The organism is Echinicola sediminis (assembly GCF_054777495.1).
Genome location: NZ_BAAHAP010000077.1, coordinates 1 through 25,046 on the forward strand (window position 1 = coordinate 1; position 25,046 = coordinate 25,046).

Below are 25,046 nucleotides of genomic sequence, written 5' to 3' on the forward strand. Positions count from 1 at the left end.
CCGTAGCATCATAAAAAAATGATATAATTATAGTATTTCACGATATTATGACAGTTTAAACCTATATCATGACAATTTTTCAATTATTCACAACTGAAATCATGTCAGGTTTAGAATGGTTTTGATTTACTGCCCTGACCGATCGGGTACTACAGTAATCGACATAATCTATCCTTGAACCGAATTAACGAATTTTTATCTGAGTCTTTGATGGATGATGAATAAAAAAAGGGCCTTACAGCCCTCCATTATCTGCAAAAGAATAGTACCCTTCAGCGGTGATGATTAAATGGTCAAGTACAGGAAGCTCCAATAACTTTCCTGCTTTTACCATCCTTTCAGTTAACCGCTTATCCTGTTCACTTGGCTTCATGGTTCCGGAAGGATGATTGTGGGCAAGGATCATGGCTGAGGCAGAAGCTTTCATGGCAGCTCCAAAGATCACCTTAAGATCCACAACTGTGCCTGATATACCACCTGAGAAAGCATTAATGATTCCCAATACCCGGTTAGCTCTGTTGAGCAGAATCACCTTGAACTCTTCTATAAACTCCAATTGCGATTCATCCCAATTCGCCCTTAAAATCCTGCTTGCGGTCAAGGACGACACAATTTGAGGTTTCTCAGAAACTTTTGAATTCGGTCGATAGCTCAGGACGATTTCTGCTACCTGGTTGGAAACGATGTCTTTGCTGTTGGTATCCATAACATTTCATGTTTAAGGTTAGAAATTAATTATGGTACCCTCCCAGCTTAAGGGCAATCAAGGCCAAGTGGCAACGGAATAAATGAGGGAATAGCGGGGAGCCCTGTGTTTATGCCGTAAGCTCTTGGCCGCTTCAGCAGCCCGAAAGCTAACTTTGTAGCTGATTAATGAATAATGCTTAAACAATATAAATTGTACGCTTTGCGATGATTAATTGGTATTACTATAGAGTATCTAAATCCCGTTGTTAGGTTGATATTAAAAATAAAAAACCTCATTAAAGTTTAATAAGATCATCCTTCAATTTGGGGATGTGCCGATTTATAATTGCCCATACAATAGTGTTGTCAATACTATCATACGCATGAATCAATCTGTTTCTAAATCCAACCATTTGATGATCATGCTCCAATCGGACTCTTTGTTTTCTTAGTTGGTTAATAGCTTCACCAATAACGGATAATTGACGCTATACTGCACTTTGGGTTTTCAAATCACCTTCATAATCATAAAAACTATCTATCCCTACCATGAATTGATCGATCTTATCAATTGCCAAGGAAATATCAGACAAATACTTTTTCGCCTGTTCGGTCATAAATCAACTGCTTCGATTGTTCTATTGATTTTCTCAAGACTGGGTTTTTTATGGATTGGTCAGTAAGCAGGTCAACTTTTCGATCAAAAAATTCCTCCAATGTATCCCATAAGGAAAGAAGGAGCTCCCCTTTTTCCAAAGGGTCAGAAGTACTTATTTCCACCAGAAAATCAATATCACTTGTTTTCTCATTGAACCTGTCTGATATAGCTGAGCCAAAAGCATAAAGATATTCAACCTTATGCTTTTTACATATGGATTTGAATTGCTCAATGTGTCCAGCTATTTGTACTTCCATCCGCATAAATAAAAAATAAGGATTTTATTAATTAAACGAGGGAATTGAAGGTTCGTTTACCTAAGGTCAGTTCCCGTTGACTTAGATGATTTTTGTAGGCTCATTATCAATGTAAGCAGGTTATATGTATTGGAGAGGGTAAAACCACGTGTTTATGCCGTAAGCTCTTGGCCGCTTCAGCAGCCCGAAAGCTAACCTTGTAGCTGATTAATAAATTAAGTTTATCCCAATCCCTAAATTAATCATCCTTACCATAGAATATTTTACCCACCCTACTAATATGATCCAAAAGTTCAGGGTTATCAATATGCTTTTTGATTGACAGATCTATCTTATTGGGCAACAACAAATCATCCAATTTGTTTTCAATATCGAAAAGATCAGTCAATTCGAGCCCCTCCTCTTCAACCGTTAAATCTATGTCAGATCCAGGTCGGAAATTTCCTTTTGCACGAGAGCCATACAGGATAACCTTCTTAATTTTTGGATAAGCTGCAAAGCTCTTATTGATCGCTTCAATATCCGCTTCTAAAAGTCCGAATCTCATCCCTCAAAAATATCTTTCTGGCTCCCTCCTCGTTTTCTTTCCATAATTTTTCTGAATGCAATAAACTCAGGGTAATATTCATCTAAAATCTTGGAAAATATTTCCTGTGCTGTCTCTTCATTATAAGTATGCAACGTCTTATTACGACTTTGTATCATGTCCATCCAGATTTTTCCTTCACTGATCAGACCGGTACTAAAAGCTTCCCTTGTTGCATCTTTGGAACCGTATATTTCACTAATTCCCCTCTCTTTGAAAAAATCCTTCATGACATTCCATGCCAATTCATGGGTATATTCAAAACGTTGTATTAATCCTTCCTTAATTATATCTTCTCCCTGTTCAAAAAGCGCCTCATCATATTCACCATCCTGATAAAAGTTATCCTTAACATAATTTACCGCCTGCTCCAATTTATGAAGGGCTCTTTGATAATTGGCAAACCTCTGTTCCCATCGTATATCTTTTGACATAATTAAACAAAATTTCTAAATTTCAACTAAACTAAAATTAGGACCTTTTTTTAATCAAAAAAACTATTGGATGGATGCGTTATCCCCGAATCATTATAAAAATTAAAGCAGGTACTTAATTTTACCGTACCTGCTCTTCTGTTTGGGATTCAAACAATTTTTAAATCTTCGCCCCTTTCCCCTTCTTGGGTTCTTTAGGGACATTCTTCATCCCAGGGGCCTGTTGCTTTTTTGCCTCTTCTCCCTGCTTTACCTCCTTTCCGACCTCCAGATCCTTGGTCTTCACCGTTTTCATCTCCGCATCCAACACATTGACCGATTTATACTTGGGGTTGGCCGATACATACATGATCTCCTCCTTTCCGCCCTTCTCCATGGTCACCGGATAGAGGTTTCCCTTTTCGAAGGCCTTTATCATCCACTCGGACTTGGTTGGATCCTGCAGTTCCTTGATGGGCAGTTTGGAAAGTGCCTCCTTGGAATCATATCCATAGTTCTCATGATAGGAATCGATCTTAAAGTTGTTGTTCTTGTCCTTTTCGGTAAAGTCAAGTTGCATCCAGGCCCGGTAAGGTTCATTTTCCGCATTCAGCATCCCCTTTTTTACGGCCCTGCCCTCCAACAGGTTGAAGGCCTCTTTGGCCGTTACCGACTGGTTGTTGTAGAAGGTATGTTCCTTGGGGGCGATGTCGGGGTTGGCATTGTGCAGCACCGCATCGTATTTGTTAAGGAAATACCGCTCGCTGGTATTGGACTTTCTGAAATGGAGGTCGAAGTCCATCTTCTTGCCGTCGATTTCCATATGGTGTTTGAGCTGAAAAGCTTCGCCCCCGACCTTGATCTGTTTCTCCAAAGACCCGTTTAAGTCGGTGTCAAAACCGGTATATTTTAGCTTTTCCTTGAGGTAATCCAAATTTTCCTGATCCATGATCTATTGGTTTTTAGGTTGAACATTGGTTAAATTCCTTACGTTGAGAATATCCCTGGACCTTACCGAAAGCTCCAGGTCCCGGTCCCCGTTTTCTTCTTTCAGGTAGATTTTGAAGTGTTTTTTATCCGATAGGGTAAATCGTGAAAAAGCCAGCACCAGGGTGTTTTCATCCTTTCCTTCCACACCTCTGGCCCACTCCCATTCTTCCAGGGCCGGTTCCATGAACTGCTCCCGCAAAGAAGTGTTTTTGGCCTGCTTTCTATCGGTGACCGCAAATGAAAGCGCTTTTGGGACATAGGCCAATCTGGACCGGTTGCGCAGCGACAGCTTAAAAAAGAGCAGCCCTGAATGTTGGTAGATTCCCTCCAACCTGAATTTCAAGCTGTATTTCCCTTTTTTCCTGTTCATAAAAGATGGGCTTTCGAAAACCTTCCTGCCCAGCTCGCGAAGCATTTCTTCGTTTACCGGGAAATCTTCCAACACCATGTTCCTTTGGACAGACAAACTGGAAATGGCGATGGAGCTTCTTTGAAGGCTTTCCCCGTAGCTTAACCGGAAATGGTAAAGCCTGGCATCGGCGGTCACCACATGCAGGTTGGTGGGGATAAAATCCCTCTGGCCCGCCTTGAGCAATAAGAGGTTGGGAGCCTTCTCTTCCACTTTGGCCAAAATACGCTGATGTCCCCGGTCCACACTCAGCACCTTTGCCGGAAATACCAGTGCGGTGGTATGGTCCCAGCCAACGGTCACCTGATAAGCAGGGAGAAAAGTCCCCGTCTGTACCGGCTGTATTTTAAGCCCCTGTTGGGCATTCAAATGGAGTGCTACAAAAAGGGCCAAAAAGAGCAAAAGATTTGTTTTTTTCATGGTATCATCGTTTTTGGTTCATTAGTAAAATAGGATGGCCTGCTTTCAGCGTTACCTTCACGGCCTTGTTCTTCTTTCTGAAGAGTCCCTTTGCGGCCGACATCCCTGCTGAGGCCATCTGCGTTTCCAGCGTCAGCCCGGAGCTTATGGTCGGCATCCCGCTGACAAGGGCATCTCCTGTCCCCTGTTGGATCTCTCTGCCAAGGCTACTGCTGATAGGGATGCCCTGCATCCCGTCCTCATCATAGGCCTCTAGTTCCACTGGCAGTATCTTGTTTCCTGCACGCATGGATGTGATTTGCAGGTCCAGGCGGTTGCCCTGAAGGTTGGCCTGTCCGTAGACCAGGCTGCCCGAGGGGAAGCGTATCCCGTTTACCCGCACCTCTTCAAGTAACCTTATTTTCATCCTTCCACCGCCCTCCAGGACCGTGTTTTCTGCCAGTTCGGCGGCTATTGCCATTTCTACCGGGCTTTCCAAAGGCTCCTCATCCTCAAGGCCATAAAAACCGTTTTTCGCTTTAGTGATGTCTTTGGTTCCCCAGCTGGCCCGAGGTGCGGTCCCGGCAATGGAACCGGACGTCACCGTATAACGGGGCTTTGCCAGCTCTTTTTCCCTGATGCGGTCCCTGATCCTTTCAGGGTGCTGCACATCCAGGATTTTGTCCAGCATGCCTTCCAGTTGTTCCAGTTCCGGGTCAGGACCTGACGGCTGCATCTTTTCCATCATGGACTCCAGCATGGCCACATCCGCTGAAAGCCCGTCCCCTGAAGGGTTGACCCGGGGTTGAAAAGGCTCTGGACACTCGTTGGCCGCTATTTTGGGAGGATCGGATAGCTGTTTTTCCAGAGCGCCCAGTTTTTCCATCAGCTCACTTTCCCTGGCCTCCAGGGGATCTTCCAAGAGTTCAGGCTGTATTGTGGTGAAGTCCATTCCGGTTTCTTCCAGCTCGGATTGCCGGTACGGGTCCATCCTGATCAGTTCCTTCCGGCGTTTTTCCTCCCTGGCCTCCAATTGGTAGAGTTCCATTTTGCTCTGTACCTTCTGCTCGAGTTGCGGCTCGGGCAACAGGGTATTGATCCCGGACGGCCGGATTTCGTCTTTGCTTCCCATGGTCTGCGTGGCCCATGAAAAGGCCAATATTACAGGGAGTACCAACAGGGGAAGCACCAACAAAACGATGCGCTGTTTAGTGTTGATTGTTTTCATGATCTTTGGGTTTGGTTTGGTTAACAGTAGAATCCATCAGTACGGCAGGCTCTTCATTCATAGGCTCCGGCGACATTGCCGTGGTCTGGAGTTGCCCCGCCGTCTGTAGGATAATGAGGGTGCCCCAAGCGGCAAGCACTAGGGCATACAGTATGATCCGTTGTTTTGGTTTTAGCCTGCGGTCCCATCTGGAGAGGCAACGGGCCATCCTTAATGCCATCTTATTGATGCGGGCCAAAAGCCCGGACAATGGTTGGGGCCGTGCAGGTATCCTGATTAGTGTTTTCATCTTTTCTCGATTTTGATATCGCTGTTTTCAATGGTTTCCCACTTTTCAATCAAAAAGCCGTGCGGGTTATGGACCGATCTTGCCACCTCACGAAGTGCCCCTGCCGTTACCAACCTGCGGGTCAACCGGGAAGTAGGGCGCGTCAACACCTGCCTGCCGAAAAACCGGAAGCGGAAAGGACGGCTTTCCATGTCAAGGGCCATGCTGTCCATCACGATCTCCTGGCTGATATTCCCTGTCACCAGCCCCGTATAGAATCCCTGCTCCCGCAATACCTCATAGGCGGCCCTGACAGAACCGTCCCCCAGGTACAGTGCGCTGTTGAGCTGGCCTTCTATCTGTCCCTCATCAGGGGAAAGCTCAAAGAAATGGCGGTGAAAACGCCACACATGCTCCTTGGCCTCAACCTTCAGGTTTGTCTTCCGGTCAGAAGCCATGGCCTCCAGTACTTTGCCGTCCAGCAGGATATAGATCCTTTCGCTGGCCTGCTGCTGGAACCTGTAGGACAGGAACACCGCCCCCAGGGCCAGCACTATGGCCCCGACGGAAAGCAACAGGCTGAAGCGTTTGACGTGCTGGAAGGCAGATTCAATATTGGTCAGATAGTCGAACATATCAGAGAATGGTTTTGGCTGCAGCGGAGGGGACAGCGGTCGCCGCACTGCTGGTTTTGTGCAGAAGTGTGTCCCTTCCTGCAGCATAGACAATGTAATTGGCCACGGATGGCACGGTGAAATAACCGATGATGGCAATGACCAAAAAGATCAGGTAGGCCGTATCGGTGGAGGAAAAGAAGGTCTTCCCGGCATTTTCCACCTGTTCAATATCGATTTTGATCATGTTCTCCTGGACTGTCCCGATGATGGCCCCGAAGATATTGGCCACGGGCAGCCACAGGTATACATTGATGTAGCGGGCTATCCAGGAGGTCAGCGTATGGTGGAAACCGTCAAACACCGAAAGCCCGAACACGATGGGCCCCAGGATGGACAGGACGATCAGGTAAAATATGCGGATGGTATTGATGCAGAGGGCCGCTGCCTGGTAAAGGATTTCCAGCACCTCGCTCATCCATTTCTTGATCGAATTGGAGAAGTTAAAGGAGGCCTTTTCCATGGCAAACCGGATGTCATTGCCCAGTCCTTCCCAAAAACCCTCTTCCACACCTTCCGGATGGGTATATTCATACCAGCTTTCCCGGTCACCGCTGCCGCTTTCCCCCACGTACATTTCCCAGTATTCCGTGGATTCGATGGCCCGCTGCTTTTCTGCCAGCAGGCGCTCTATGGCCGCATCCGAACCTTTGACCATTCGGTTGGTTTCATTGACCAAAGGACTGAGCACCCCGTTGAGCAGGCCCAGTACCCCTGAATACATCAGGATGGCCATGCCCAGGGCAAAGGGCCGCAGCAGGGGATAGAAATCGACCGCCTCGGCCCTGGCGATATGGCCCCACACCCTGCTGCCGATATAAAAGATGGCTGCGAAGCCTGCTATGGCCCTTCCTGCCGCCACCAGATCGGCCGCCATGGGCACCATGTCCCGGTAAACGTCATCCAGCACCCTGTGCAGTCCGTCGGTCTCCCCGCTGGGACCCTGGGCAAATGCCCAACCCGTCATGGAAAACAAAAAGACCAGTAATATTCCCTTTTTCATGGCTGAAGGGCTTTGGCAGTTTTCACTTCTGCGGATGCCCTTTTCCTTTGCAGGTTCAGTATGGCCGCTTCGTTGTTAAAGATCCGGACAAACACATAGCGGTCCTTTATCTCATCGAAGATCCGGTCAATGGCCGCCATCCTTTCCTCATCGGACATCTGGAGCTTTCCGCCTGTAACGACCAAGAGCAGTTCTTCCATGTTCCGGGCACTCATGTCCAAGAGGTTCCTGTAAACCAGCGCCATGTATTCCAGCTCCTCCCGGTTGAAGCGGCCACGGCTTATAAACTGCCGGTTGGCCCTTCGGTATTCCTCCAGGATCACCTTCTGGTAATGGATGATATACCCCACCTTGTGGTACCGTTTCACCACGGGGCTGACTTCCGAGAGCCCGTCGATAAACAGTTTGTGCAGCGAATAATTCCCCGAGGCAATGTCCCGGACGGCATTGTAGCCTTTGCTGAGCGTTTTATATCCCCTGTACATATCGTCCAGGATCTGTTTGAACTGGCTGAGCTTTTCCACATTGAGCAGCAGCTGGGCCGATTCTCCCACCTGTGCGCTGGCCAACTGCGGCCCAACGGCCATTAAGGCCATCACCAGTAATCTGGGAATGATGTTATTCATGGTGTTTTCAGGTTATATAGTGAATGGATGACGGCATGGTCCTGTGCCTCCCAGGCACGCTGGCGGAGCAGCCTGTAGTTTTCCCGGTTGAAGGCCTGTACAAAACTGTTCAACTCCTGCAGTCTTGCATAGGCATCATCGATGATGGCCAGTCTTTCCGCGTCGGACAGTTCCAGCCCCGGTTCCAGGGCAACGGCCATCAGCTCATCGAGCAGGTCTGATGCGGTGGAAAGCGCCTTTTCAAAGACCTTGTCCAGGTACTGCCGCTCATTTGCCCTGATCCTTCCATGGGCGATGAACAGTTGGCGGGAAGTCCCGATGGTCCTGACAAGCCTTGACTGTAGGTCAATAAAACGCGGAACCGTTTCATATTTGCTGACCCCGGGGCTGATCCTTTCCAGTCCCTGGAAAAAACCTTCATGCAGGCCGAACTCCCCTTCCCTTACCTGCTGTACCGCATTCCATCCCCACCGCAGCGTTTCATAGCCTTTCTTTGCATGGCCGATGTACAGCTGAAGGCCCACTACCTGTTTGGCCAGGTATTCCTTGGCTGTTTTCTTTTGTCTGAACCATTCCTTGAAGGTTTGGCCATGACCATAATGCATGGCCATTAGCAACAGAAGCAACAGGCTAATCCTTTTCATGGAGAATATCCTTTAAAGTATTTACCTCGCCCTTGGCATAGGAGCGCTGTTTGTTGATCAATAGGTTCCGCTCGTTGAAGCGCATCAGGTCATGGAGATTGCGCTTCACCTTCTTTTCCACCCTGTCAATGATTTCAAGCCTCTCCCCGTCACTCATTTGTAAATTGAAGGCATTGATGACTTCCATCACCTGTTCAAGGTTGCGTACCGAATGGTCAAGGATGCCCAGATAGACCTGTTCCATCCACCTGAGTTCCCTGGGACTGAAATTCCCGCTGGTCACAATAATGCTCCAGGCCCTTTGGTATTCGGATACCAGGCGTCCCTGAATGTGGGCTATGTCCCTGACCTTTTGGTATTGGGTCAGGACGCTTTTGACCTTCCACAGCCCTTCATAATACTCTCCGTACAGTTGCTTTTGCCGTTCTCCCCATTCGGCTATTTCTTCAAGCTTCAGCTTGTTGAGGGAATTTTCGAGTACCTTCTGGGCATTCTGTAGCCAGATGGTGTTGTTCTGCAGGCGCTGGATTTTCAGGTCAATGGCCACGATGACCTTTTTCACTCCCTTCCGGATGGCTTCAAGGACATAGGCCGGTACCGCCGCATCCGTGCGGGGCATTTGGGGAGCCCCAAAACACAGCAGTCCGGCCAGCAGTCCTATTTTGATGTTCCTGGACATGCTCATGAGCTGCCCCCTTTCATTTCCCCTGCCACCGCAATGATTCCCTTTTCGAGGTTTCCGCCAAAAGCCTTGGCCTTATCGGCCACCCTCATCCTTTCGTTCTGTTCAGTGGTATAGCACAGGTATTCCTCCGGGGAGACCTCCGTACGGTACACCTTGCTTACCGGCCCAAGGCCGATAAAAACTTCCTTGTACTTCCTCCCTGTTTCATTGGCCTTGTTGATGGACATGATCTGCATGGTCTCCTTTTCAGTAAGGCCCAGCAGTTCCCGGATACCGTCGAACTTGTTGCGGTATTTGGACTGGTCCAGCAGGATCTTACAGTCCGAATTGTTGATGATGGCCTGTTTGATGACCGGGCTGGATATGATGTCCTCTACCTCCTGGGTGACCACCACGGCCTCCCCAAAGAACTTCCTTACCGTCTTGAAGAGATATTTTATATACTCGGCCATTCCCTCTTTGGCAATGGCCTTCCAGGCCTCCTCGATCAGGATCATCTTACGGATCCCTTTCAGCTTGCGCATTTTTGAAATAAAGATCTCCATGATGATCAGGGTCACCACCGGAAACAGGATGGGATGGTCCTTGATATTGTCCAGTTCAAAGACAATGAAGGGCTGCTCCAGCAGGTCCAGGTTTTCGGTGGCGTTGAGCAGGTAATCGAATTCGCCCCCTTTATAAAATGGCCGCAGTACATAAAGGAAGTTATCGATATCGAAGTCCTTTTCCTTGACCCCGGTCGTTTGCAGGTCGGCCCTGAACTCCTTTGAACAGAATTCATAAAAACGGTCAAAGCAGGCAAACTCCCCCTCGCCCAGCTGTCCATAATAGGCTCCCAGCGCATTTGAAATGGCCACGTACTCGCTCCGGGTAAAGGTTTCATCGTCCTTTTTCCATAGGGCCAGCAGCAGCGTTTTGATGCTTTCCTTCTTTTCGGTGTCCAGGGGCTTTCCGCCCAGGTAAAAGGGATTGAAGCAGATGGGACGGTCTTCTTCATAGGTAAAGTAATATCCACCCAACAGCTCACATAATCCTTTGTAGGAGTGGCCCACATCGATCAGCACCACATGGCTGCCCTTTGCGTGATAGCTCCTGACCATATGGTTGGTGAAGAAACTTTTGCCGCTGCCGGAGGGGCCCAGGATAAACTTATTCCTATTCGTGATCCAGCCCCTTTTCATAGGCTCGTCCGACAGGTCCACATTGACCGGTTTTCCGCTCTGGCGGTCACCCAGCCTGATCCCGAACGGGGAAGGACTGGATACATAGCCCGTCTCCATGTTGAAAAGACAGGCTGCCTGCTGACCAAAGGTCAAAAAGGTTTCTTCAACAGGCAGTGCTCCTGCATTGCCCGGAATGCCCGCCCAGAACAGCTGGGCCGCGCTCAGCGTTTCTTCCTTGGCCACCGCATCCAGCTTGGAAAAGGCCGAGCCTACTGCATTGCGGATATACCTGGATGATTCGGGATCATCCGTCCAGGCGACCAGGTTGAAATGGGCACGGACAGGTTGGCTGCCTTCGGCAATTCCCTCGTTCAGGTAAGCCTGTATGGCTTCTTTGGAGTGCAGGTTTTCCCGGCTGTAGGCCGAAAGGCTCTGCATGCGGAGCGCCCTGCTCTCCAGCTTTTTTGTTACTTCCTGCCTGTCCTCGACAATCACGTATTGGTTGTAGATATGGTCGATGGGCAACAGCTGGCCCAAAGGGGCTGCCTGTCCCATGGCATAGATGGCCTGGTCGGTGCTGTAGGGTTCATAGCAAGCCGAGGTGGAAACCTTTCCCGGTAGGCTGCCCCCTTCACACAAGGTCCAGCAATGTACTTTCTTTTCCCCGATGCAAAACTCCGGTCTAAACTGTATATCCCTTAGGCTGTTATGCTCATGATGCCCCTGTAGGAACATATAGCTTTCCAACAGCCCGGAGGTTTTTCCGGTGCCTATGAGATCAGGCACAAGGAGGCGGCTGATTTCCATTCCCCCGTCCCCGATGAGCTGGCAGAACTGTCCCAATACATTGTCAAAAGTCTCCAGCCTTTTGCTGTCCAGCAGTTCCTTATACAAAAAGCGGGGAGAAACAAGGTTGGAAGCTGACCCTGCTACCGGCCGATGTCCTTTTCGGGGAAGGGTCAGGAAAAGGTAACAACGGTGGTCCAGGTAGGGCCTTTCATGGAAAAACAGCGAACTGCCCCTGTCCAGAAAGGCCTGATGATTCCCTTCAAGCAGCCCCTCAAACTTTTCTTTGATGAACCGGTCCTGTTTATGCAGGATACAGCCTTCAGGCAAAAGCCGAATGGCCTTTGCCCAGGTTTCGTGCACCAGTGCATACCCTTTGGTATCCAGGGTAAAGATTTCGGGAAGCAGGACTTCGTAGCCTGCGGTAATATCCCCCCTTCCGGAGATAAGAAAACCGTTCTCCATTTTCCTGATTGGAAACCATTGATCGAGTTCCTTGGCATCGGCCTTAAGCATGTCGTTCAGGATATAGTCTTCTGGTAAATCCCCGGTCACGCACCTTTAGCCCCATAGGTACCTTCCGGTGCGCCATACGCTTTTTCATGCCGTGCTCACCGTACTTCCTGTTCATACCCCCTACGGTCTCGAACAGCAGGTAGGCAAGAAAGCCACAACCGATGCCGTTGACCCAGAAGGAGATTCCGATGACATAGCCGATGGCAAAAAGCAGCAGCAGTGCCATCAGTCCGATTCCAAGGTACAGGATGTACTGTGCCTGCAGCCCCTTAAAGGAAATGGGCCTGTTCACCCCTTTGTTGATGGTAAAGTAGGTTGGTTTCATATCAACCGAAAAAGCTGGTGAGTACCGTGGCCACGATGACCAAAAACACGCAGCTGCCGAACCAGGCAGCGGCTACTTTTCCCGTATCGGGTTCACCGGAGTTCCACTTGTTGAACACTTTCACTGCGCCGATCAGCCCCACAATGGCCCCGATGGCATACATCAGGTTCACTCCCGACTGGAAATAGCCCCGTACCTTGGTAGTGGCCTCCATGATTCCCGCATTGCCGTCCTGTCCCAGTACCGACAGGGATATTCCCGCCAGCAGGACACACAGCAGTGCCTTTTTGGTGTGCTTGTTGAACATGTTAAGAAGGTTTTGATGTTGAGGATTCCCTTTCCACCGCTTGGCAGAAGGGTTGTTTTAACAGCAAATCCAAGTGGATATGGGACGGAACGATCAGCCTGCCCTCTGTGAACCTGGGACGGTCAAGCTTTTGGTATACCCCTGCATACTCCTGAAAAGCACGGCAGAGTTCCCTGTTCCGTGACTCCTGGTCAATGGCATCAGGTGAACGTTTTCTCCCCCTGCTTTTCAGATGGACCCAAAAAGCAGGGCCGAAAAGCAAAGAAAGTAAGGTGGCATAGTACAGCAGCAAGAGGCCCGCCACCGTCCACCAGAATCCAGGGCTGACGATAATCCAATCCGGCATATCCTTTTTGGTTTGATGATGTTTCAAATCTCAAAAAGGAAAGGATCAAAAATTCACCAGTAGCACCCTACTGGGGTGAAAAATTCCCTACCATCACTACAGTTCAATGAAACCAACCTGGTCAAACCAGTCCCTCTCCCTGTTCCATATAAGCTTCCAGTTTTTCTTTTAGGCTGTCCAGAAACACCGTTCTTCCTTTTTTCCTGATCCTGATTTCCTGGTAAATCCGATAAATATCCCCCACTTTGGTATCGAGCAACTGTTCCAAAAAGCGGCCAAGCTCCTTTAATTCAGCCTGTCCGTTATTAAAGACCCCGGCTACTTTCAGCGCATAGATCAGTTCTACCAGATGGACTTTTGGGCCTGTCCATTTGAGCAGGTTTTGGGAGGAACGGACATCTTTTGGACCTGTCAGCTTGTCCAGTTCGGCCTTTAAGGTAGCTGCCAATGATTCATAGGCCATAAACTTACCGAAACGGTAACTTCCGATGGTCTCAAAACGGTTGTCCCTATGGAGAAAAGGCCTATGGATGATAAAGGGGATTTCTTCGACATTTCTCAGAAACAGCCATCGGTCCAACGATGATTTTTCAAGGCGGTAATAGTTATAAAGGAAATGGTGCTTTTTAAAATGTTTTTTGAGGACAAGGAGCTGTTGTTTTATTTCCGGAACACCTTCTTCCAGATCAAGTAGGCTATTGAGGATATAAAAACTTTCCCCATAATATATCTGTTTGGCCACAAACTTTGGCTTAAGCTGTTTAAAAAATGAAATCTCACTTTCCGTATCTTTGAAGTCCTCCTTTAGAACATGTGTCTTTAACCTAAGCATGTACTTATTGACAATTTCATAGGCAGCTTCCGCTTCTTTGATTGGGCTGAGGCCTTTATATTGTACCTCATTAACTTTGCACATCATTTCCTGATACAGTTGTTCACAAAAATCATTCATGGTAGTCATGTTAAATTATTGGTTAACAAATAATAATGGTATGAACCTAAAATTATCGGAACTGAACGGTAGATTTTAGAGTATATATAGACAAAATCGGTGAAGTAGGAATAATACTGGCTGAGGTAGAGACTTTTTGAGCTGGATCATAATGGCCTTGAAGTCTTTTTTTACGGCCCCTTCATCACTCAGGGAAAACTATTCAACCATAAAAGGGAATTTTGTGGCCATAATTCAATATCCATTTAATGATGTGTATTTTAGGATCTCATTGTCAGCATCCTATGCTTTGGTCCTGATGATACAGCGGACCCTCAGCAACTCCTCCATCCATTTTTACTATGCGGAAGCGTTGATCAGTTTTACTGTATATACGCTGCTTTGTTATTTCTTAACAGAGCTTATTTTTCGCGTTATTGTGCATCTGGATAAAATCTGCGATTGGCAGGAAAGGCCCTATACCCGGACCTTCAGCCAACTATTCTTTGGTTTTGTACCTCCCCTCCTTTTGGATTTGGGTTTGGCACATTTATTCCATGCATTTTTGCCTCATTATGTAGGAACCAGGAACGGTTTTGCCCATCCGCTGATCGGCTTGTATGTCTTATTGGTGAACCTGTATTATACCTTCCTATACCTTATCCAAAAGACCACCAATGGTGGAAACAAAGAGAACAGCCAACGAAATGTATTGGTGGTCCATATCGGCCACAAAAACATTCCTCTTCAACAATCGGACATTAGCCATATTTATCGTACCGGAGAGTTGGTACAAGTCGTCACATTTACCAAGCAAAAATACAGTTGTAACGTCCCTTTGGATGAACTCGAACAACTATTGGACAAGCGGGATTTTTTCAGGGCGAATAGACAAACCATTGTTCATTATAAAAGCTGTAAGCATTATGAAGCTGCAGGATATGGAAAACTCAAGCTTGCACTTGACCCTGAATCAGAACAGCCGGTCATTATCAGCCAAAAAAGGGTAAAATCCTTCAGGGAATGGATCAGTCAGTGAATAAGCCTTTATATTCTACCTATTCAGCTGATCCCACGTGTTTTTTCGCAAGGAACCAGAGAAGTTTTTATTTCAAATAGAAAAGGCTGTCTATTTTCAGACAGCCTTTTCTATTATTTATTTGCCAATTCCCAATTAGTTTCCGGCGCTCAATGAATAGCTTCCATCTCCAATGAACGAAGTCAGCGTAATTGTGACAGTCCATTCTCCAGGTTCTCCAGCTTGTGTAACACCGTCGATAGAATCAGGTTCAGTTCCTCCGTTCAGGGTTCTGTCAAGTACAACAGTTCCCTCGGAATCAACAACTACAATATTAAATGTTCCAGTTTTGCTCGCAGTTATGTCAGCATTATAGTCAGCTGTAGCCAAATTGTTAGTCCATTTAATCGTTCTGGATGCATTTCCTCCATTTCCAGTAAAATCGCCGCCAATATCTCCAGAAGGCCCTTCGTTAACAGTTATATCCGCAGTAAGTTCGTCATCATCTGAACAGGATGAAAATGTTCCAATGAATAAAACCATTGCAGTAAAAATCGTAAGTAGTTTAAAATTTGAGGTTTTCATTATGTTTATGTTTAATCAAGAATTCTCCTGCTAAAACTGTTTCGCCGATAAAATCCCTACCATTGAATTCAGTATTTCCCCATTATACAATTTCTACGCCAAATTACTGCCAACGGTATTCAGATAGGTATAACCGGTATTCAGAGCACATCGTTTCAGGCCACCATTGGCCATACCGAACTTGTTGATTCGCCGCTTATCCTTTTCTTTTATAATACAGTTGTACAAGTCCCGTCTCAAATGGCTTAGCTGTTACGAATTCAAGTAGTTGCTCAGGTCTTCCATCCTTAAAAAGCCTGGTCCCATTACCCAGTAAAATAGGGATAACTGAAATTACAAACTCATCTATAAGCTCATGCCTTAATAGTTCATTTATTACTTCGGCACCACCGTCACAATAAATGTTTTTTCCTGTTTCAGACTTTAACCTTTTTACTAATTCGCTAATACTTCCGGTATAGAAAACCGTTCTGCCTTTTTGCTTTCTTTCTGTTCTTGTAATGACATAAACATCTCGTTTTCCATTGTCATAATGGGATGGGCCGATTTCTTTGAGCACATAATCATAGGTTCTTCTTCCAATAATTAAGGTGTCAATCTGGGAGGTAAATTCTGCATAACCATAATCTTCTCCTTCTTTTTCTACAAGTTTTAAGAAGCTTAGGTCGTCATTCGGTTTTGCAATATAGCCGTCTAAGCTCATAGCAATGAAAAGTGATATTTTTCGCATCTATTTATATTTTAATGTTTCCACAAAATTACCTTTCGGCAACCAAGTGTACTTAGTAAAAATGCGACAAATCAAAGCAATGATGGAGAAAGCCCTGTGTTTCGTTTAATTTCTTTGGTAAGGTGAGAATGATCATAATAGCCACTCTCAAACGCTATGTCCAATAAGCTCCGGTCATTATTTGAACTTTTGATTAAACTCCACGCATATTGAAAACGGATAATGTTTGAATATTCTTTCGGGGAAAGCCCGATGAACTTTTTAAAATTTCGTTCCAATTGTCTTACTGTCATGAAATTCCGCTTAGATAGCTCGTAAATGCTGGTTCTTCCATTTGCTGCGTGGATATCATTGATGACTGATTGTAATGGGTTGCTTTTTCTTTTTATTCGCCCTAAAAAGAAACGGTCAAAATAATGGAACGGGTTATCAAACATCTTATCCAAATTGAAAGAATTGGATTTTTCAAATTCAACAGTATCATTGGTCAATTCATTTTGTGAAGCATAGTTATAGAAATTCGCAAAAGTTCCGGGCTTCAAACACACCCCCATTAAATGGGTCTTGGTATCAATAAAGCTGTCCTTAAATGAATTCATTGCCCCAACTACGTAAGTTTTTCCGAGCTCCATTAACACCCGTCCATTGTCAGTCTTACAGGTATCTCCCAAGTTCATTACTATACCGGCACATCCATCTGGGAATACCCTTTCCCACTGTTTTTCCTGCTCGCTTCCATTAAGTTCCCAATAGAAATGAATAAAGGACTGCAATTCTTTGTGTGGAGTTATAATTTTGTATTTCATTGGTACCTATCGTATCGTTCGATTGAATGTTCGCTAGCCAATACTGATCACTTTATATCAAAAGTAAGAAGTAAAAATCAAGCAGCCTCTATATGTAACATAATGTCAAAAAATCCTTTGGATATTGCTACCTCCATCGAAACCATCCATGAGTTTCTTGGTGATCAAAAGGATTTAAAAGCATATGAATCCAATAAATTTATGTTAAGGGCAGTAGAGCAGGAACTGGAAATAATAAGAGAAGCTACCAACCTTCTATTAAAAATCTCTGATGCCAGGAAAACAGTCAATCTTAGAAATTGGGCAATCCATGCTTATGACAATGTGGAAGATATCATTATTTGGGGGATCATTTCCAATGACCTTCCTCTGCTCCATCAACAAGTAAAAAAATTAACTGATTTCTGATAGGGCTAGTCCATCCTTAAAGGATATTGGATGGCCCTGCGGTTCCGGAATATTTTTGCCCAGTATCAGCGAAAACTAGCACCCCGTAGGATCAGACCCAAAACCTCTATAAAAATGGCACAGTTTATACCGAAATAGCTGGTAATAAATCTGGGCCGGAACATACAAATAAATTAGCTACCTTTTTTATCCTGTAGGTATGGTCTATTGAAAAGCTCTTTCATGATTTATAACGATTCACCCAGCGCTATTTTAATATGGGCAAGGTGATGGTCTACATGCCATGCTGACATGGCTATGGCCTGGGCCTGAGTGATGGTATATTTCCGTACCGGATGGAAATACTCGATTTGCAATTTCGCATCGTCCAATGACCTGAGAAGAAATACATATCTTTTATTGATTCCCTCAAACATCATCAATGAATCTTCAACAGGTGCATCAGCTCCATCCGCGGTTGCGGCCCATCCATCCATATCAATAAGTGTCACTTCCTTGTAGTTTGGCTCAGTCAGTGCTTTTTTCATCCTCAAAAAATGGAGTAGCTGGATGTCCGCAACATGGTGAACCAATTGCTGAATATTCCAACTCCCATCCCGGTATGTTTTGTTCAGATCTATTGGATTCAGCTTTCCAACGATATTCCTGTACCGGCCCGGTGCTGTTTCGTTGATATTGATAAGCTCATTCAATTCATCCTTTGAATAGGATTCTTTTTTTTCGAAGTTGCCAATAGGGAATTTTAACCGATTCAGATCATGTACATTTTCCATACCTAAAATTAAAAAATCCAGTGCTATATGAAATATTGTAGATAGACAAATTTAAATTTTTGATAAGGTAGAAGTATTTGGATGCACATAGAGGCCCGGTGTTTAGCGGTAATGAATACTCACTGTTGCCAGCGAAAGCGGCTCACTTCGACAAGCTCAGTGACCGTATGCTACCTAGGGTTGGTCCACCATTATATTCCAATACAAGCCCCCATGACTGAGGCAATAGGGTCAACCCTCAGTAAGAATGGTTGGTCACAGCAAGTCACATATAACCAAAAATCTTTTGAAGATCGAGTGCCCCCACCATTAAACAATGTTATGCCTTCCCTCTTTTGTTTTCTCTTTTAGTTTGCAGAGTTAAGCGCCATCTTGTTTCCTTCCGAGTCAAGGAAAATGGCAAAGTAACCACTTTCGTCTGCATGAGCTGTTTTAGGGACGATAATTTGTCCGCCATTTTGTTCTACTCTATCAAGGGCTACTTGGAGATTTTCTCCTGCATTTAAATACACAGTAACTCCATCCTCAGATGGTTTATATCCCTCTGCCTGAATGATGACACCTGTTACCGTTTGTCCTTCATATGGTAAAATCCCCGTTTGCATTCCTTCAACATCCATTTTTTCTATTTTGATGTCTAATAATGCCTGATAAAAATTAATTGCTCGTGAAATATCCGTTGCCGGGATTTCAAACATTGAAATGTAGCTTTTCATATCTTTTTCTTCAAAATTCGTTAAAGTAGCTTCTGTCGTTTCTTCAGAATTTGTCTTGTCTGAAGTAGTACATGAAACAAAACAAAATGTAGAAACAAGCGTTGCCATAATCATTGAATTGATTGCCATTGTCCTATTCATTTATATTTAAGCACAATACTAGTGGCTTTTTTGAAGTCAAAATAGTAAAAATACGACTCTGCAATACTTATTTGTAGAAGAGTGAAGATAGTGCCATGTGGTCATTGTCTAAAAATTCCTTGGGTGTAACCCCGATAAGATTTTTAAAATCCTTTATAAAGTGGTTTTGGTCGAAATATTCACTCTCATAAGCAATGTCTGTCAACGCTTTTGATTTTTTGTTTAGCATCAAATTTAAAGTTGCTTGCATTCTAATGGCTTTACCTAGCTGCTTTGGACTAATGCCAATTTGTTTTTTAAAGTGCCTTTCAAGCTGTCTTCTTTTTGAAATGTCATCTTTCAAAAGAATATTTATGGGAGTCGTTCCATTTGTTTTGAGCAACGTATCAACTGTTGATTTTACGATATTGCTAATCGTATTTTTTTCATTTAGTTTTTTCAGAAGAAAGCATTCAATAATATCAATTCTTTCTTGAGTGCCAATAGCTTGAATCATTTGTTGCTCTAAATCAAAGGCTTCCGCTTGTTCGAAAATTTCTGAAATAGGTGTCTCCTTGTTAACCAAGTTTTCAAGAGGTGTTCTTACAAAGTTTGCAAATCCAATAGGGTAGAAACAGATGGCGAAAGTGTCAACATTACCAAGGGGTAAAATGTCAAAAGACTTTGTTCTCTGTCCCATCACCATCGCATTCGGATGAAAGATAAAGTCTGTTTCCGAAACATATCTTTTAATCTTATCTCCAAAATTGAACGTCATTTCTATGCAGCCATCCGGGACGATTTTTTGCTTTTGATTTTTGGAGTCAAAAGGCACTTCCAAAGTCCAATAAAATTTGATTATAGACGCTAAATCAATATGTGGCTTAAATGTTTGATAATTCATTTATAAATCGCGATTCATATAGTGACGCATAACTAGTATATGTGTAAACCTAAAGTAATTTTTGTTTTTACGTTACCTCTTTACTCTTACTTACTCCCAAGATTAAAGTTTGTTGGGTAAAAAATTCCTAAGATGGTGATTTGTTGCGGCAGACTCATACAATTAATTAAGAAAAAATACCTCACCGCAATAAATCAGCGGGTAGTTAGCTTGCAAGGCAGCCCCTACCCTTCCCCTCCAATACCATCCAATAAAATCAAGACGTTCCCACTATCCCTCCTCGGTGTTCCCTCTCCATCTCCTCCATACTACTAGCAGCTCACATGATTAATATTCCTTCAGCATAACTGGAATTGCAAATTCCTGGAATATTAGGGGAAAGGGACATGCTTCTCCCAGTTGGGATAGAGTTCTTATTCATAATTCCCAAAGGGGTCGGTTTTAAATATCAATAGTTCAGGACGGTCACTGTCATAATAGTAATTCTTTGACCTTCTTACTGCTATTCTATATCCTCCGTCACTTTCTGGCAACACAGCCCGGCCATATAAATAAGTAAAAGGCTCTTGATAAATACGACTCCATTCTTTGTTGCCAGAAGAGTTGAGTTTTAAAATTCCAAGACCACCGAAACTGCCAAAGTCATCAAAACCTGTTACAATAAAACCATTATCTAACGTCTCGGCAATTGAAAAGGGAATGGGTAATTCATTCGGATAATTTATTATTTCAGAACCATTAGAATTCACTTCAAAAATATTTTTGTATCCCGCAAATACATAGTTACCATTACTTTTTATGATAATTTGATTAGGAATGCTATGGTAGCCAAATCCAAAAGAATTTTCCCAAAGAACATCACCCGAGTTATTTAACTTTAAAATCCAATAACCGAATACATCTTCTGACTCAGGTTCCACTGTCGATCCAACAACAATTAATTCATTGGACGAACTAATTACGATATCATCGAAAAAATTTCTGGGCCGATTTTTAAAGGTTTTTTCCCAAATAATATTCCCTAAATTGTCTAATTTAGTCAATACAGCTTCTTCAATAGCATCATCATCAAGTGACGCCCTACTGCCAACTAAATAAACAGTTCCGTCTGAATTCTGTGCAACAGATTTAATTTCTGAATTTGCCAATTCTATATCATAACTATCAATTTTCTTATACCAAATAATATTTCCATCACTGTCCAAACTCAGGACATGATGATGTCCAACTAAAATCAATCCAGTTGATGATTCGATAATTTTAAAATTCCAAGAGTCGTATAGCTGGTAATTATAAAATTTTTTCCATATTTCGTTTCCTTCGTAATCTGTTTTTAAAACAAAAAATTGGTAAGCGTCTCCATCTGGCTTTGCTGATTTTCCCGCAATAACATAATTTTGATCATTTGTTTTGATCATACAGTATGGATTTCCTCCCGCATATTTAGTTGTACCAAAGTCATAAGGCCCATAATCATATCTTTTAAGATATTTTAGATAATATTTTTTCGTCTCAAAAGAGAATAAAGCTTCAGCCTCATTTTTGTTAGTGTCTTTCGCTACCACTTTGCCTGAATAACTGGTTAACTCTGAAAGGTTATTAAATCGATATGTAAGCTCCGAAATTCCTTCGATTAATAAGGTTTGATTGAGGTAAATGCTATAAGATACAGGGTCATTTTCCGGATCTTCTGCTTTACTCCAGTGAATAGTCGCTTCATCATCCGAAACATTAGTTATTTCAATGGTAAAATCAGTTGGCCCTAAGTTTATAACCTCCTTTTCTTCTTTATTTTCTATGAATTCATTGATTGGGTCATCTTCTGAACAACTTATTATTGAAAAAAAAGTAAATAATATTACACAAAAAGTCCTCATGTTCTTTTATGATTCTTGATTTTATCTACAATATAAAACTAACAAAGGTTGTATTTTGAATTTATTCTTTTGGACAAGATTTCTTTTTGCTGCTGCAAACTTAAACTAATCCTCCTTTAATTTTAGTATCCAAAAATCTCCTGTCATACTAATAGTTCTGGCTTCGTCATCCTCTTTTTTACCTACAATAATAAACTCTCCGATATTTAATTCAGCTAATGAATAGCTTAGGTCCCAAGTATAGTATTCATTACTGCCATATTCCTGGGACCATAGAAGCTCCCCATTGATGGGATTAATTTTAAATACCCATATATTGCTGTGTAAGGTTGGGGATCCTTCCCCTGGATAATAGCTGCCACCACTTGTCATATAAATTGCTCCTGCCTTACTTTCAATGATTTCTGTTGGGCTCTCATTTCCACTTGAGTTAAATAAGTAGTGTTTTTTACCGATACCACTTTCCCAAAGAACTTCTCCATCCAAACTAAGTTTGACTAGCCATAGGTTTGATTTGTCTGGTCCTAATCTTTGAGTAGTTCCAGAAATAAGTAGTTTGTTATCTTTGGTACTTGTAAGAGATCTGTTTAAATCAAATGGTTCTTTACTAACTTGCTTTCTCCATTCTATCTCGCCAGTATTAGTTAGTTTATACAGAAAAGTTGATTCATATTGTAAGTCACCTACCACATAAAATCCATTTTCATTAACTCTGATCATGGATTTACCAATCATCATATCAGCCTTTGAATAGCTTTTCTCATAAATCATCTCACCCTGAGAATTCAATTTAACAAACCAACCAAACCTTTCTTCACTGGTTTTAGAATAGGTTCCAATTAGGTTATATTCTCCATTTTCGGTGATAACGATGTCCTTTAGAGAAGAATACGTCTCTTTTTTATATTTCTTATCCCAGATTGTATTTCCTTGTGAATCCATTTTAATCACAGCTGGGTAGTTTGTGCCGTAATCCATTTCTTGGGTGATAAGTAAGATATTTCCATTTGTTTCTTCAATGAGATTAAAGACATTGAGATAACCGGGAATTAATTTCTCCCATAGGATTTCGCAATTGGCGTTAAACTTGAGTAAAACTAGATCAAAATTATTATGGTTGGCCCCAAATACAGGATTTGTCCAACCGCAAACCAAAAAGCCTCCATCGTTTGTTTTCCTAACAATCTTGGCTCTTTCATCATATTCAACATCATATTTATAAACAGTTTCGCAAAGGATTTGTATGGATTTTGTAGTAAAAGCTATTTCCTCACTGTAATATAGGTTTTCAGCTGTAGATAAATAGGCTTTTGCATAATAGATCTTACCAGGTTCTAGATTTTCTATTGTTCCAGTGATTTCATCCTGATCATAAATAATAGGGATATGATTATTTTCGATCACCGGGCCGGGAGAGGAATTCCAACAAATCCCAATTTCGAAATCTTGGCTAGGTTCATTTTCAACTTTCACCTTAAATGAAGATTTATTTACACCCAGTTCAACGGTTTCAACGATAGATATTATAGGGGGGATCATTCCATCTCCCTCTCCAATAGTACATCCAGAAAATATTAGGATAATTATTAAGGTACTTAAGTATTTATTCATTTAGATTAGCGTTAAATGGCAGTTACTAAGCCATAGGAAGAAAATTTCAAAGTCTCCGTGAAATATGTTTTCCTGTATAAAAAGTCTCTTGAAGTTAATATAAAGAGCTGCTTTCTTTTCTCAATTATATATATATTTTTACTAGTGTCCCATTAAAATTGGGACTTTGATAAATACCAGATAAACTTGTTCCACTTCATCAAAATTGGTCTTAGTTGTTAGATAGGTGAAAAAGCCTTTAAGACTCGTTTAATCAATTTAATAGGCTTATTTGCTATAGACAGGAAATAATATCACTGTGTTGAAGACATACTTTATCTTGAGAGATATATCATTAAATATTACCTTACCTCCTCCAAAAACCATCACATTTTCTTAGAATTTAGCCAAAAGTAAACGCATCCTATACTAGGGGAATATTAGGCTTGGGAGCATTCATAGCCCCCCTGCCCTTATGCCCTGTAAAACCACCAAATAAAATCAAGACCTTCCCTAGACGTCTATCCTATTTCCAGCTCTCAAGATTATAATTCGTTCGCCATAAATGCAATTACATATTCCAATAATATTTGGGTCAATTGAAGTTCCTCGCCTAGTCAGGGAGCATTTGTTCGGAGGTGTAGGTTTCCCCGTTAAGTATAATTTTGTCATTTTTAAATGATGCTTCAAGTTTCATCTCCTGACCTTTTAGGTTGATGAATGCTTTGTCCCACTCTAATGTTATTTCGTGGTAGTCATTGCCCCAATTTGGAACATCTTCAAAGTATCTTGGATAACCTGTTTTAGATAATATCATACCTGACAGTTCAATCCCTTTTTCTATGGCGAATTTTGCTGTATTTCCATCTACAATGCCATGATATACTTGAATACTGTCAATATTCAAAAGTGAAATTTCAAACCCTTTAATTATGGTCTTTTCACCCACGCCCTTAATTCCCACTTCAAATTTTATTGAATCTTGCCCTTCTTCATAAAGCATATGATTACCCCATGTTCTGTTATTTATCTCTTCGTTAAAATCAATTTTTAGTTTATCGTTTTTAAAAATGTATTCACCTTTCCCTTTGTAAAACATTCCATCTTGATGATGTGAGTAAATCAATCTTCCATTCCCATAGAAAGTAAAGGTTGTCGCTTCATCTTCAGAAATAAATGTACCTTGCTTGTAATTTCCAGAATTAATCTTGGATTTGAATTTTTTAAGATAAGTAAGATCATTTTTGGCCTGCTTTGAACTGGTTTTGGCTGTTCTTGTACAATAGCCTGTTGACAATACCCCGTTCCACATGTAGGTAAATATTAAATATTCAGCACCTACTTCAAGGGGAAATGCACATGATGAGCCTTGGTCTGTTTGAATCGTTATCGTTGAATCTAGAGTTAAGTCTGATTTATAAACATCTAAAACTCGAACCTTGTACTGCCAATCTCCAGTATGTATAAGTTCAAAGTTGGTTCTGTCTACATATGGTTATTTCGGTCTGACCATGCCAGTGATTTCGGTCAAACCGTGCCACTAAGAAAGATCATTTAAAGAAGGTCATTTTTTATTCATTTTTCAAGATTCCCTTTCTCAAAGATTCTCCCTTGAGGT

The 25,046-nt window shown here is 43.0% G+C and carries 29 protein-coding genes and 1 pseudogene; 2 read left to right on the plus strand and 28 right to left on the minus strand.

From position 1 onward, the window contains the following. Window positions 1-235: 235 nt before the first annotated feature. The 19 genes and pseudogenes from ACYVAA_RS16980 to ACYVAA_RS17070 all read right to left on the minus strand — a co-directional run bounded on the left by ACYVAA_RS16980 (window position 236) and on the right by ACYVAA_RS17070 (window position 13,922). The gene (locus ACYVAA_RS16980; RefSeq protein WP_460543962.1) at window positions 236-706 is read right to left on the minus strand and encodes a JAB domain-containing protein; all 471 of its coding nucleotides are present in this window, start codon (window positions 704-706) and stop codon (window positions 236-238) included. A 277-nt stretch (window positions 707-983) separates the two neighbouring features. Continuing rightward, window positions 984-1,163: pseudogene (locus ACYVAA_RS16985) on the minus strand (HepT-like ribonuclease domain-containing protein); the annotation flags it as partial. Between the two features lie 109 nt (window positions 1,164-1,272). Then, window positions 1,273-1,608, minus strand: coding sequence for a nucleotidyltransferase family protein (locus tag ACYVAA_RS16990; protein ID WP_460543964.1), 336 nt, complete (start codon window positions 1,606-1,608; stop codon window positions 1,273-1,275). Between the two features lie 232 nt (window positions 1,609-1,840). Continuing rightward, the gene (locus ACYVAA_RS16995; RefSeq protein ID WP_460543966.1) at window positions 1,841-2,149 is read right to left on the minus strand and encodes a nucleotidyltransferase family protein; all 309 of its coding nucleotides are present in this window, start codon (window positions 2,147-2,149) and stop codon (window positions 1,841-1,843) included. Further along, window positions 2,146-2,622 carry a nucleotidyltransferase substrate binding protein gene (locus ACYVAA_RS17000; protein WP_460543968.1) on the minus strand — a complete coding sequence of 159 codons (477 nt, stop codon included), beginning with the start codon at window positions 2,620-2,622 and terminating at the stop codon, window positions 2,146-2,148. The genes ACYVAA_RS16995 and ACYVAA_RS17000 overlap by 4 nt, the downstream gene beginning before the upstream one ends. A gap of 160 nt (window positions 2,623-2,782) precedes the next feature. Then, window positions 2,783-3,550 (minus strand): hypothetical protein, encoded by a 768-nt coding sequence (locus ACYVAA_RS17005; RefSeq protein WP_460543970.1) that lies wholly within the window; start codon window positions 3,548-3,550, stop codon window positions 2,783-2,785. Between the two features lie 3 nt (window positions 3,551-3,553). Then, a complete protein-coding gene (locus ACYVAA_RS17010; RefSeq protein ID WP_460543972.1) occupies window positions 3,554-4,420 on the minus strand; it encodes a DUF4138 domain-containing protein in 867 nt (288 codons plus the stop codon). Between the two features lie 4 nt (window positions 4,421-4,424). Beyond that, on the minus strand, window positions 4,425-5,627 hold the full coding sequence (gene traM, locus ACYVAA_RS17015) for a conjugative transposon protein TraM (RefSeq protein ID WP_460543974.1): 1,203 nt from the start codon (window positions 5,625-5,627) through the stop codon (window positions 4,425-4,427). Next, window positions 5,608-5,916 (minus strand): hypothetical protein, encoded by a 309-nt coding sequence (locus tag ACYVAA_RS17020; protein WP_460543976.1) that lies wholly within the window; start codon window positions 5,914-5,916, stop codon window positions 5,608-5,610. The genes traM and ACYVAA_RS17020 overlap by 20 nt, the downstream gene beginning before the upstream one ends. Then, entirely contained in the window at window positions 5,913-6,530 is a 618-nt protein-coding gene (gene traK / locus ACYVAA_RS17025) for a conjugative transposon protein TraK (protein ID WP_460543978.1), read from the minus strand. The genes ACYVAA_RS17020 and traK overlap by 4 nt, the downstream gene beginning before the upstream one ends. Window position 6,531: 1 nt before the next feature. Further along, on the minus strand, window positions 6,532-7,572 hold the full coding sequence (traJ, locus tag ACYVAA_RS17030; protein ID WP_460543980.1) for a conjugative transposon protein TraJ: 1,041 nt from the start codon (window positions 7,570-7,572) through the stop codon (window positions 6,532-6,534). Continuing rightward, the gene (locus tag ACYVAA_RS17035) at window positions 7,569-8,198 is read right to left on the minus strand and encodes a TerB family tellurite resistance protein (RefSeq protein WP_460543982.1); all 630 of its coding nucleotides are present in this window, start codon (window positions 8,196-8,198) and stop codon (window positions 7,569-7,571) included. Before ACYVAA_RS17035 ends, traJ begins: the two co-directional genes overlap by 4 nt. Next, window positions 8,195-8,842 carry a hypothetical protein gene (locus ACYVAA_RS17040; RefSeq protein ID WP_460543984.1) on the minus strand — a complete coding sequence of 216 codons (648 nt, stop codon included), beginning with the start codon at window positions 8,840-8,842 and terminating at the stop codon, window positions 8,195-8,197. The genes ACYVAA_RS17035 and ACYVAA_RS17040 overlap by 4 nt, the downstream gene beginning before the upstream one ends. Beyond that, window positions 8,829-9,521 carry a conjugal transfer protein TraI gene (locus ACYVAA_RS17045; protein WP_460543986.1) on the minus strand — a complete coding sequence of 231 codons (693 nt, stop codon included), beginning with the start codon at window positions 9,519-9,521 and terminating at the stop codon, window positions 8,829-8,831. The genes ACYVAA_RS17040 and ACYVAA_RS17045 overlap by 14 nt, the downstream gene beginning before the upstream one ends. Before the next feature lie 2 nt (window positions 9,522-9,523). After that, window positions 9,524-12,031 carry a TraG family conjugative transposon ATPase gene (locus ACYVAA_RS17050; RefSeq protein ID WP_460543988.1) on the minus strand — a complete coding sequence of 836 codons (2,508 nt, stop codon included), beginning with the start codon at window positions 12,029-12,031 and terminating at the stop codon, window positions 9,524-9,526. Continuing rightward, window positions 11,985-12,317, minus strand: coding sequence for a DUF4133 domain-containing protein (locus ACYVAA_RS17055; RefSeq protein ID WP_460543990.1), 333 nt, complete (start codon window positions 12,315-12,317; stop codon window positions 11,985-11,987). The genes ACYVAA_RS17050 and ACYVAA_RS17055 overlap by 47 nt, the downstream gene beginning before the upstream one ends. A gap of 1 nt (window position 12,318) precedes the next feature. Beyond that, a complete protein-coding gene (locus ACYVAA_RS17060) occupies window positions 12,319-12,624 on the minus strand; it encodes a DUF4134 domain-containing protein (protein ID WP_460543992.1) in 306 nt (101 codons plus the stop codon). A gap of 1 nt (window position 12,625) precedes the next feature. After that, window positions 12,626-12,970 carry a hypothetical protein gene (locus tag ACYVAA_RS17065; protein ID WP_460543994.1) on the minus strand — a complete coding sequence of 115 codons (345 nt, stop codon included), beginning with the start codon at window positions 12,968-12,970 and terminating at the stop codon, window positions 12,626-12,628. Window positions 12,971-13,091: 121 nt separating this feature from the next. Beyond that, window positions 13,092-13,922 carry an RteC domain-containing protein gene (locus ACYVAA_RS17070; protein WP_460543996.1) on the minus strand — a complete coding sequence of 277 codons (831 nt, stop codon included), beginning with the start codon at window positions 13,920-13,922 and terminating at the stop codon, window positions 13,092-13,094. Between the two features lie 223 nt (window positions 13,923-14,145). Here ACYVAA_RS17070 and ACYVAA_RS17075 point away from each other — a divergent pair, with 223 nt between their 5' ends. Then, complete coding sequence (locus tag ACYVAA_RS17075; protein WP_460543998.1) at window positions 14,146-14,940, plus strand: LytR/AlgR family response regulator transcription factor; 795 nt, start codon at window positions 14,146-14,148, stop codon at window positions 14,938-14,940. Window positions 14,941-15,075: 135 nt separating this feature from the next. On the opposite strand, the gene ACYVAA_RS17080 is transcribed toward ACYVAA_RS17075, so the two are convergent. The 3 genes from ACYVAA_RS17080 to ACYVAA_RS17090 all read right to left on the minus strand — a co-directional run bounded on the left by ACYVAA_RS17080 (window position 15,076) and on the right by ACYVAA_RS17090 (window position 17,040). Further along, window positions 15,076-15,504 carry a hypothetical protein gene (locus tag ACYVAA_RS17080; protein ID WP_460544000.1) on the minus strand — a complete coding sequence of 143 codons (429 nt, stop codon included), beginning with the start codon at window positions 15,502-15,504 and terminating at the stop codon, window positions 15,076-15,078. A gap of 196 nt (window positions 15,505-15,700) precedes the next feature. Continuing rightward, complete coding sequence (locus ACYVAA_RS17085; protein WP_460544002.1) at window positions 15,701-16,234, minus strand: dihydrofolate reductase family protein; 534 nt, start codon at window positions 16,232-16,234, stop codon at window positions 15,701-15,703. 71 nt (window positions 16,235-16,305) lie between these two features. After that, window positions 16,306-17,040 (minus strand): DUF6597 domain-containing transcriptional factor, encoded by a 735-nt coding sequence (locus ACYVAA_RS17090; RefSeq protein WP_460544004.1) that lies wholly within the window; start codon window positions 17,038-17,040, stop codon window positions 16,306-16,308. Window positions 17,041-17,142: 102 nt separating this feature from the next. Between ACYVAA_RS17090 and ACYVAA_RS17095 the strand changes: the two genes are divergently transcribed. Then, window positions 17,143-17,448: a HepT-like ribonuclease domain-containing protein gene (locus ACYVAA_RS17095; protein ID WP_460544006.1), complete on the plus strand. Its 306-nt coding sequence runs from the start codon at window positions 17,143-17,145 to the stop codon at window positions 17,446-17,448. A gap of 227 nt (window positions 17,449-17,675) precedes the next feature. Here the strand turns inward: ACYVAA_RS17095 and ACYVAA_RS17100 are convergent, their stop codons facing one another. The 6 genes from ACYVAA_RS17100 to ACYVAA_RS17125 all read right to left on the minus strand — a co-directional run bounded on the left by ACYVAA_RS17100 (window position 17,676) and on the right by ACYVAA_RS17125 (window position 24,740). Continuing rightward, window positions 17,676-18,221: a DinB family protein gene (locus tag ACYVAA_RS17100; RefSeq protein WP_460544008.1), complete on the minus strand. Its 546-nt coding sequence runs from the start codon at window positions 18,219-18,221 to the stop codon at window positions 17,676-17,678. A gap of 347 nt (window positions 18,222-18,568) precedes the next feature. Further along, window positions 18,569-19,066: a VOC family protein gene (locus ACYVAA_RS17105; protein WP_460544010.1), complete on the minus strand. Its 498-nt coding sequence runs from the start codon at window positions 19,064-19,066 to the stop codon at window positions 18,569-18,571. Between the two features lie 79 nt (window positions 19,067-19,145). After that, window positions 19,146-19,961, minus strand: a complete 816-nt coding sequence (locus tag ACYVAA_RS17110; RefSeq protein WP_460544012.1) for an AraC family transcriptional regulator — start codon at window positions 19,959-19,961, stop codon at window positions 19,146-19,148. A gap of 413 nt (window positions 19,962-20,374) precedes the next feature. Then, window positions 20,375-21,838: a fibronectin type III domain-containing protein gene (locus tag ACYVAA_RS17115; RefSeq protein ID WP_460544014.1), complete on the minus strand. Its 1,464-nt coding sequence runs from the start codon at window positions 21,836-21,838 to the stop codon at window positions 20,375-20,377. Between the two features lie 105 nt (window positions 21,839-21,943). Continuing rightward, complete coding sequence (locus tag ACYVAA_RS17120; RefSeq protein ID WP_460544016.1) at window positions 21,944-23,449, minus strand: hypothetical protein; 1,506 nt, start codon at window positions 23,447-23,449, stop codon at window positions 21,944-21,946. Window positions 23,450-24,041: 592 nt separating this feature from the next. After that, window positions 24,042-24,740: a hypothetical protein gene (locus ACYVAA_RS17125; RefSeq protein WP_460544018.1), complete on the minus strand. Its 699-nt coding sequence runs from the start codon at window positions 24,738-24,740 to the stop codon at window positions 24,042-24,044. Between the last annotated feature and the right edge of the window lie 306 nt (window positions 24,741-25,046).

What these genes read in the sequence shown, in the direction of transcription:
- ACYVAA_RS17055 (WP_460543990.1), bottom strand. Translation starts at nt 12,317, where the DNA reads ATGAAACCAACCTACTTTACCATCAACAAAGGGGTGAACAGGCCCATT.
- ACYVAA_RS17115 (WP_460544014.1), bottom strand. Translation starts at nt 21,838, where the DNA reads ATGAGGACTTTTTGTGTAATATTATTTACTTTTTTTTCAATAATAAGT.
- traK (WP_460543978.1), bottom strand. Translation starts at nt 6,530, where the DNA reads ATGTTCGACTATCTGACCAATATTGAATCTGCCTTCCAGCACGTCAAA.
- ACYVAA_RS16990 (WP_460543964.1), bottom strand. Translation starts at nt 1,608, where the DNA reads ATGCGGATGGAAGTACAAATAGCTGGACACATTGAGCAATTCAAATCC.
- traJ (WP_460543980.1), bottom strand. Translation starts at nt 7,572, where the DNA reads ATGAAAAAGGGAATATTACTGGTCTTTTTGTTTTCCATGACGGGTTGG.
- ACYVAA_RS17125 (WP_460544018.1), bottom strand. Translation starts at nt 24,740, where the DNA reads ATGTGGAACGGGGTATTGTCAACAGGCTATTGTACAAGAACAGCCAAA.
- ACYVAA_RS17010 (WP_460543972.1), bottom strand. Translation starts at nt 4,420, where the DNA reads ATGAAAAAAACAAATCTTTTGCTCTTTTTGGCCCTTTTTGTAGCACTC.
- ACYVAA_RS17070 (WP_460543996.1), bottom strand. Translation starts at nt 13,922, where the DNA reads ATGAATGATTTTTGTGAACAACTGTATCAGGAAATGATGTGCAAAGTT.
- ACYVAA_RS17020 (WP_460543976.1), bottom strand. Translation starts at nt 5,916, where the DNA reads ATGAAAACACTAATCAGGATACCTGCACGGCCCCAACCATTGTCCGGG.
- ACYVAA_RS17000 (WP_460543968.1), bottom strand. Translation starts at nt 2,622, where the DNA reads ATGTCAAAAGATATACGATGGGAACAGAGGTTTGCCAATTATCAAAGA.
- ACYVAA_RS17120 (WP_460544016.1), bottom strand. Translation starts at nt 23,449, where the DNA reads ATGAATAAATACTTAAGTACCTTAATAATTATCCTAATATTTTCTGGA.
- ACYVAA_RS17045 (WP_460543986.1), bottom strand. Translation starts at nt 9,521, where the DNA reads ATGTCCAGGAACATCAAAATAGGACTGCTGGCCGGACTGCTGTGTTTT.
- ACYVAA_RS17085 (WP_460544002.1), bottom strand. Translation starts at nt 16,234, where the DNA reads ATGCGAAAAATATCACTTTTCATTGCTATGAGCTTAGACGGCTATATT.
- ACYVAA_RS17090 (WP_460544004.1), bottom strand. Translation starts at nt 17,040, where the DNA reads ATGAAATACAAAATTATAACTCCACACAAAGAATTGCAGTCCTTTATT.
- ACYVAA_RS17065 (WP_460543994.1), bottom strand. Translation starts at nt 12,970, where the DNA reads ATGCCGGATTGGATTATCGTCAGCCCTGGATTCTGGTGGACGGTGGCG.
- ACYVAA_RS16995 (WP_460543966.1), bottom strand. Translation starts at nt 2,149, where the DNA reads ATGAGATTCGGACTTTTAGAAGCGGATATTGAAGCGATCAATAAGAGC.
- ACYVAA_RS17035 (WP_460543982.1), bottom strand. Translation starts at nt 8,198, where the DNA reads ATGAATAACATCATTCCCAGATTACTGGTGATGGCCTTAATGGCCGTT.
- ACYVAA_RS17095 (WP_460544006.1), top strand. Translation starts at nt 17,143, where the DNA reads ATGTCAAAAAATCCTTTGGATATTGCTACCTCCATCGAAACCATCCAT.
- traM (WP_460543974.1), bottom strand. Translation starts at nt 5,627, where the DNA reads ATGAAAACAATCAACACTAAACAGCGCATCGTTTTGTTGGTGCTTCCC.
- ACYVAA_RS17040 (WP_460543984.1), bottom strand. Translation starts at nt 8,842, where the DNA reads ATGAAAAGGATTAGCCTGTTGCTTCTGTTGCTAATGGCCATGCATTAT.
- ACYVAA_RS16980 (WP_460543962.1), bottom strand. Translation starts at nt 706, where the DNA reads ATGGATACCAACAGCAAAGACATCGTTTCCAACCAGGTAGCAGAAATC.
- ACYVAA_RS17100 (WP_460544008.1), bottom strand. Translation starts at nt 18,221, where the DNA reads ATGGAAAATGTACATGATCTGAATCGGTTAAAATTCCCTATTGGCAAC.
- ACYVAA_RS17005 (WP_460543970.1), bottom strand. Translation starts at nt 3,550, where the DNA reads ATGGATCAGGAAAATTTGGATTACCTCAAGGAAAAGCTAAAATATACC.
- ACYVAA_RS17080 (WP_460544000.1), bottom strand. Translation starts at nt 15,504, where the DNA reads ATGAAAACCTCAAATTTTAAACTACTTACGATTTTTACTGCAATGGTT.
- ACYVAA_RS17060 (WP_460543992.1), bottom strand. Translation starts at nt 12,624, where the DNA reads ATGTTCAACAAGCACACCAAAAAGGCACTGCTGTGTGTCCTGCTGGCG.
- ACYVAA_RS17105 (WP_460544010.1), bottom strand. Translation starts at nt 19,066, where the DNA reads ATGGCAATCAATTCAATGATTATGGCAACGCTTGTTTCTACATTTTGT.
- ACYVAA_RS17110 (WP_460544012.1), bottom strand. Translation starts at nt 19,961, where the DNA reads ATGAATTATCAAACATTTAAGCCACATATTGATTTAGCGTCTATAATC.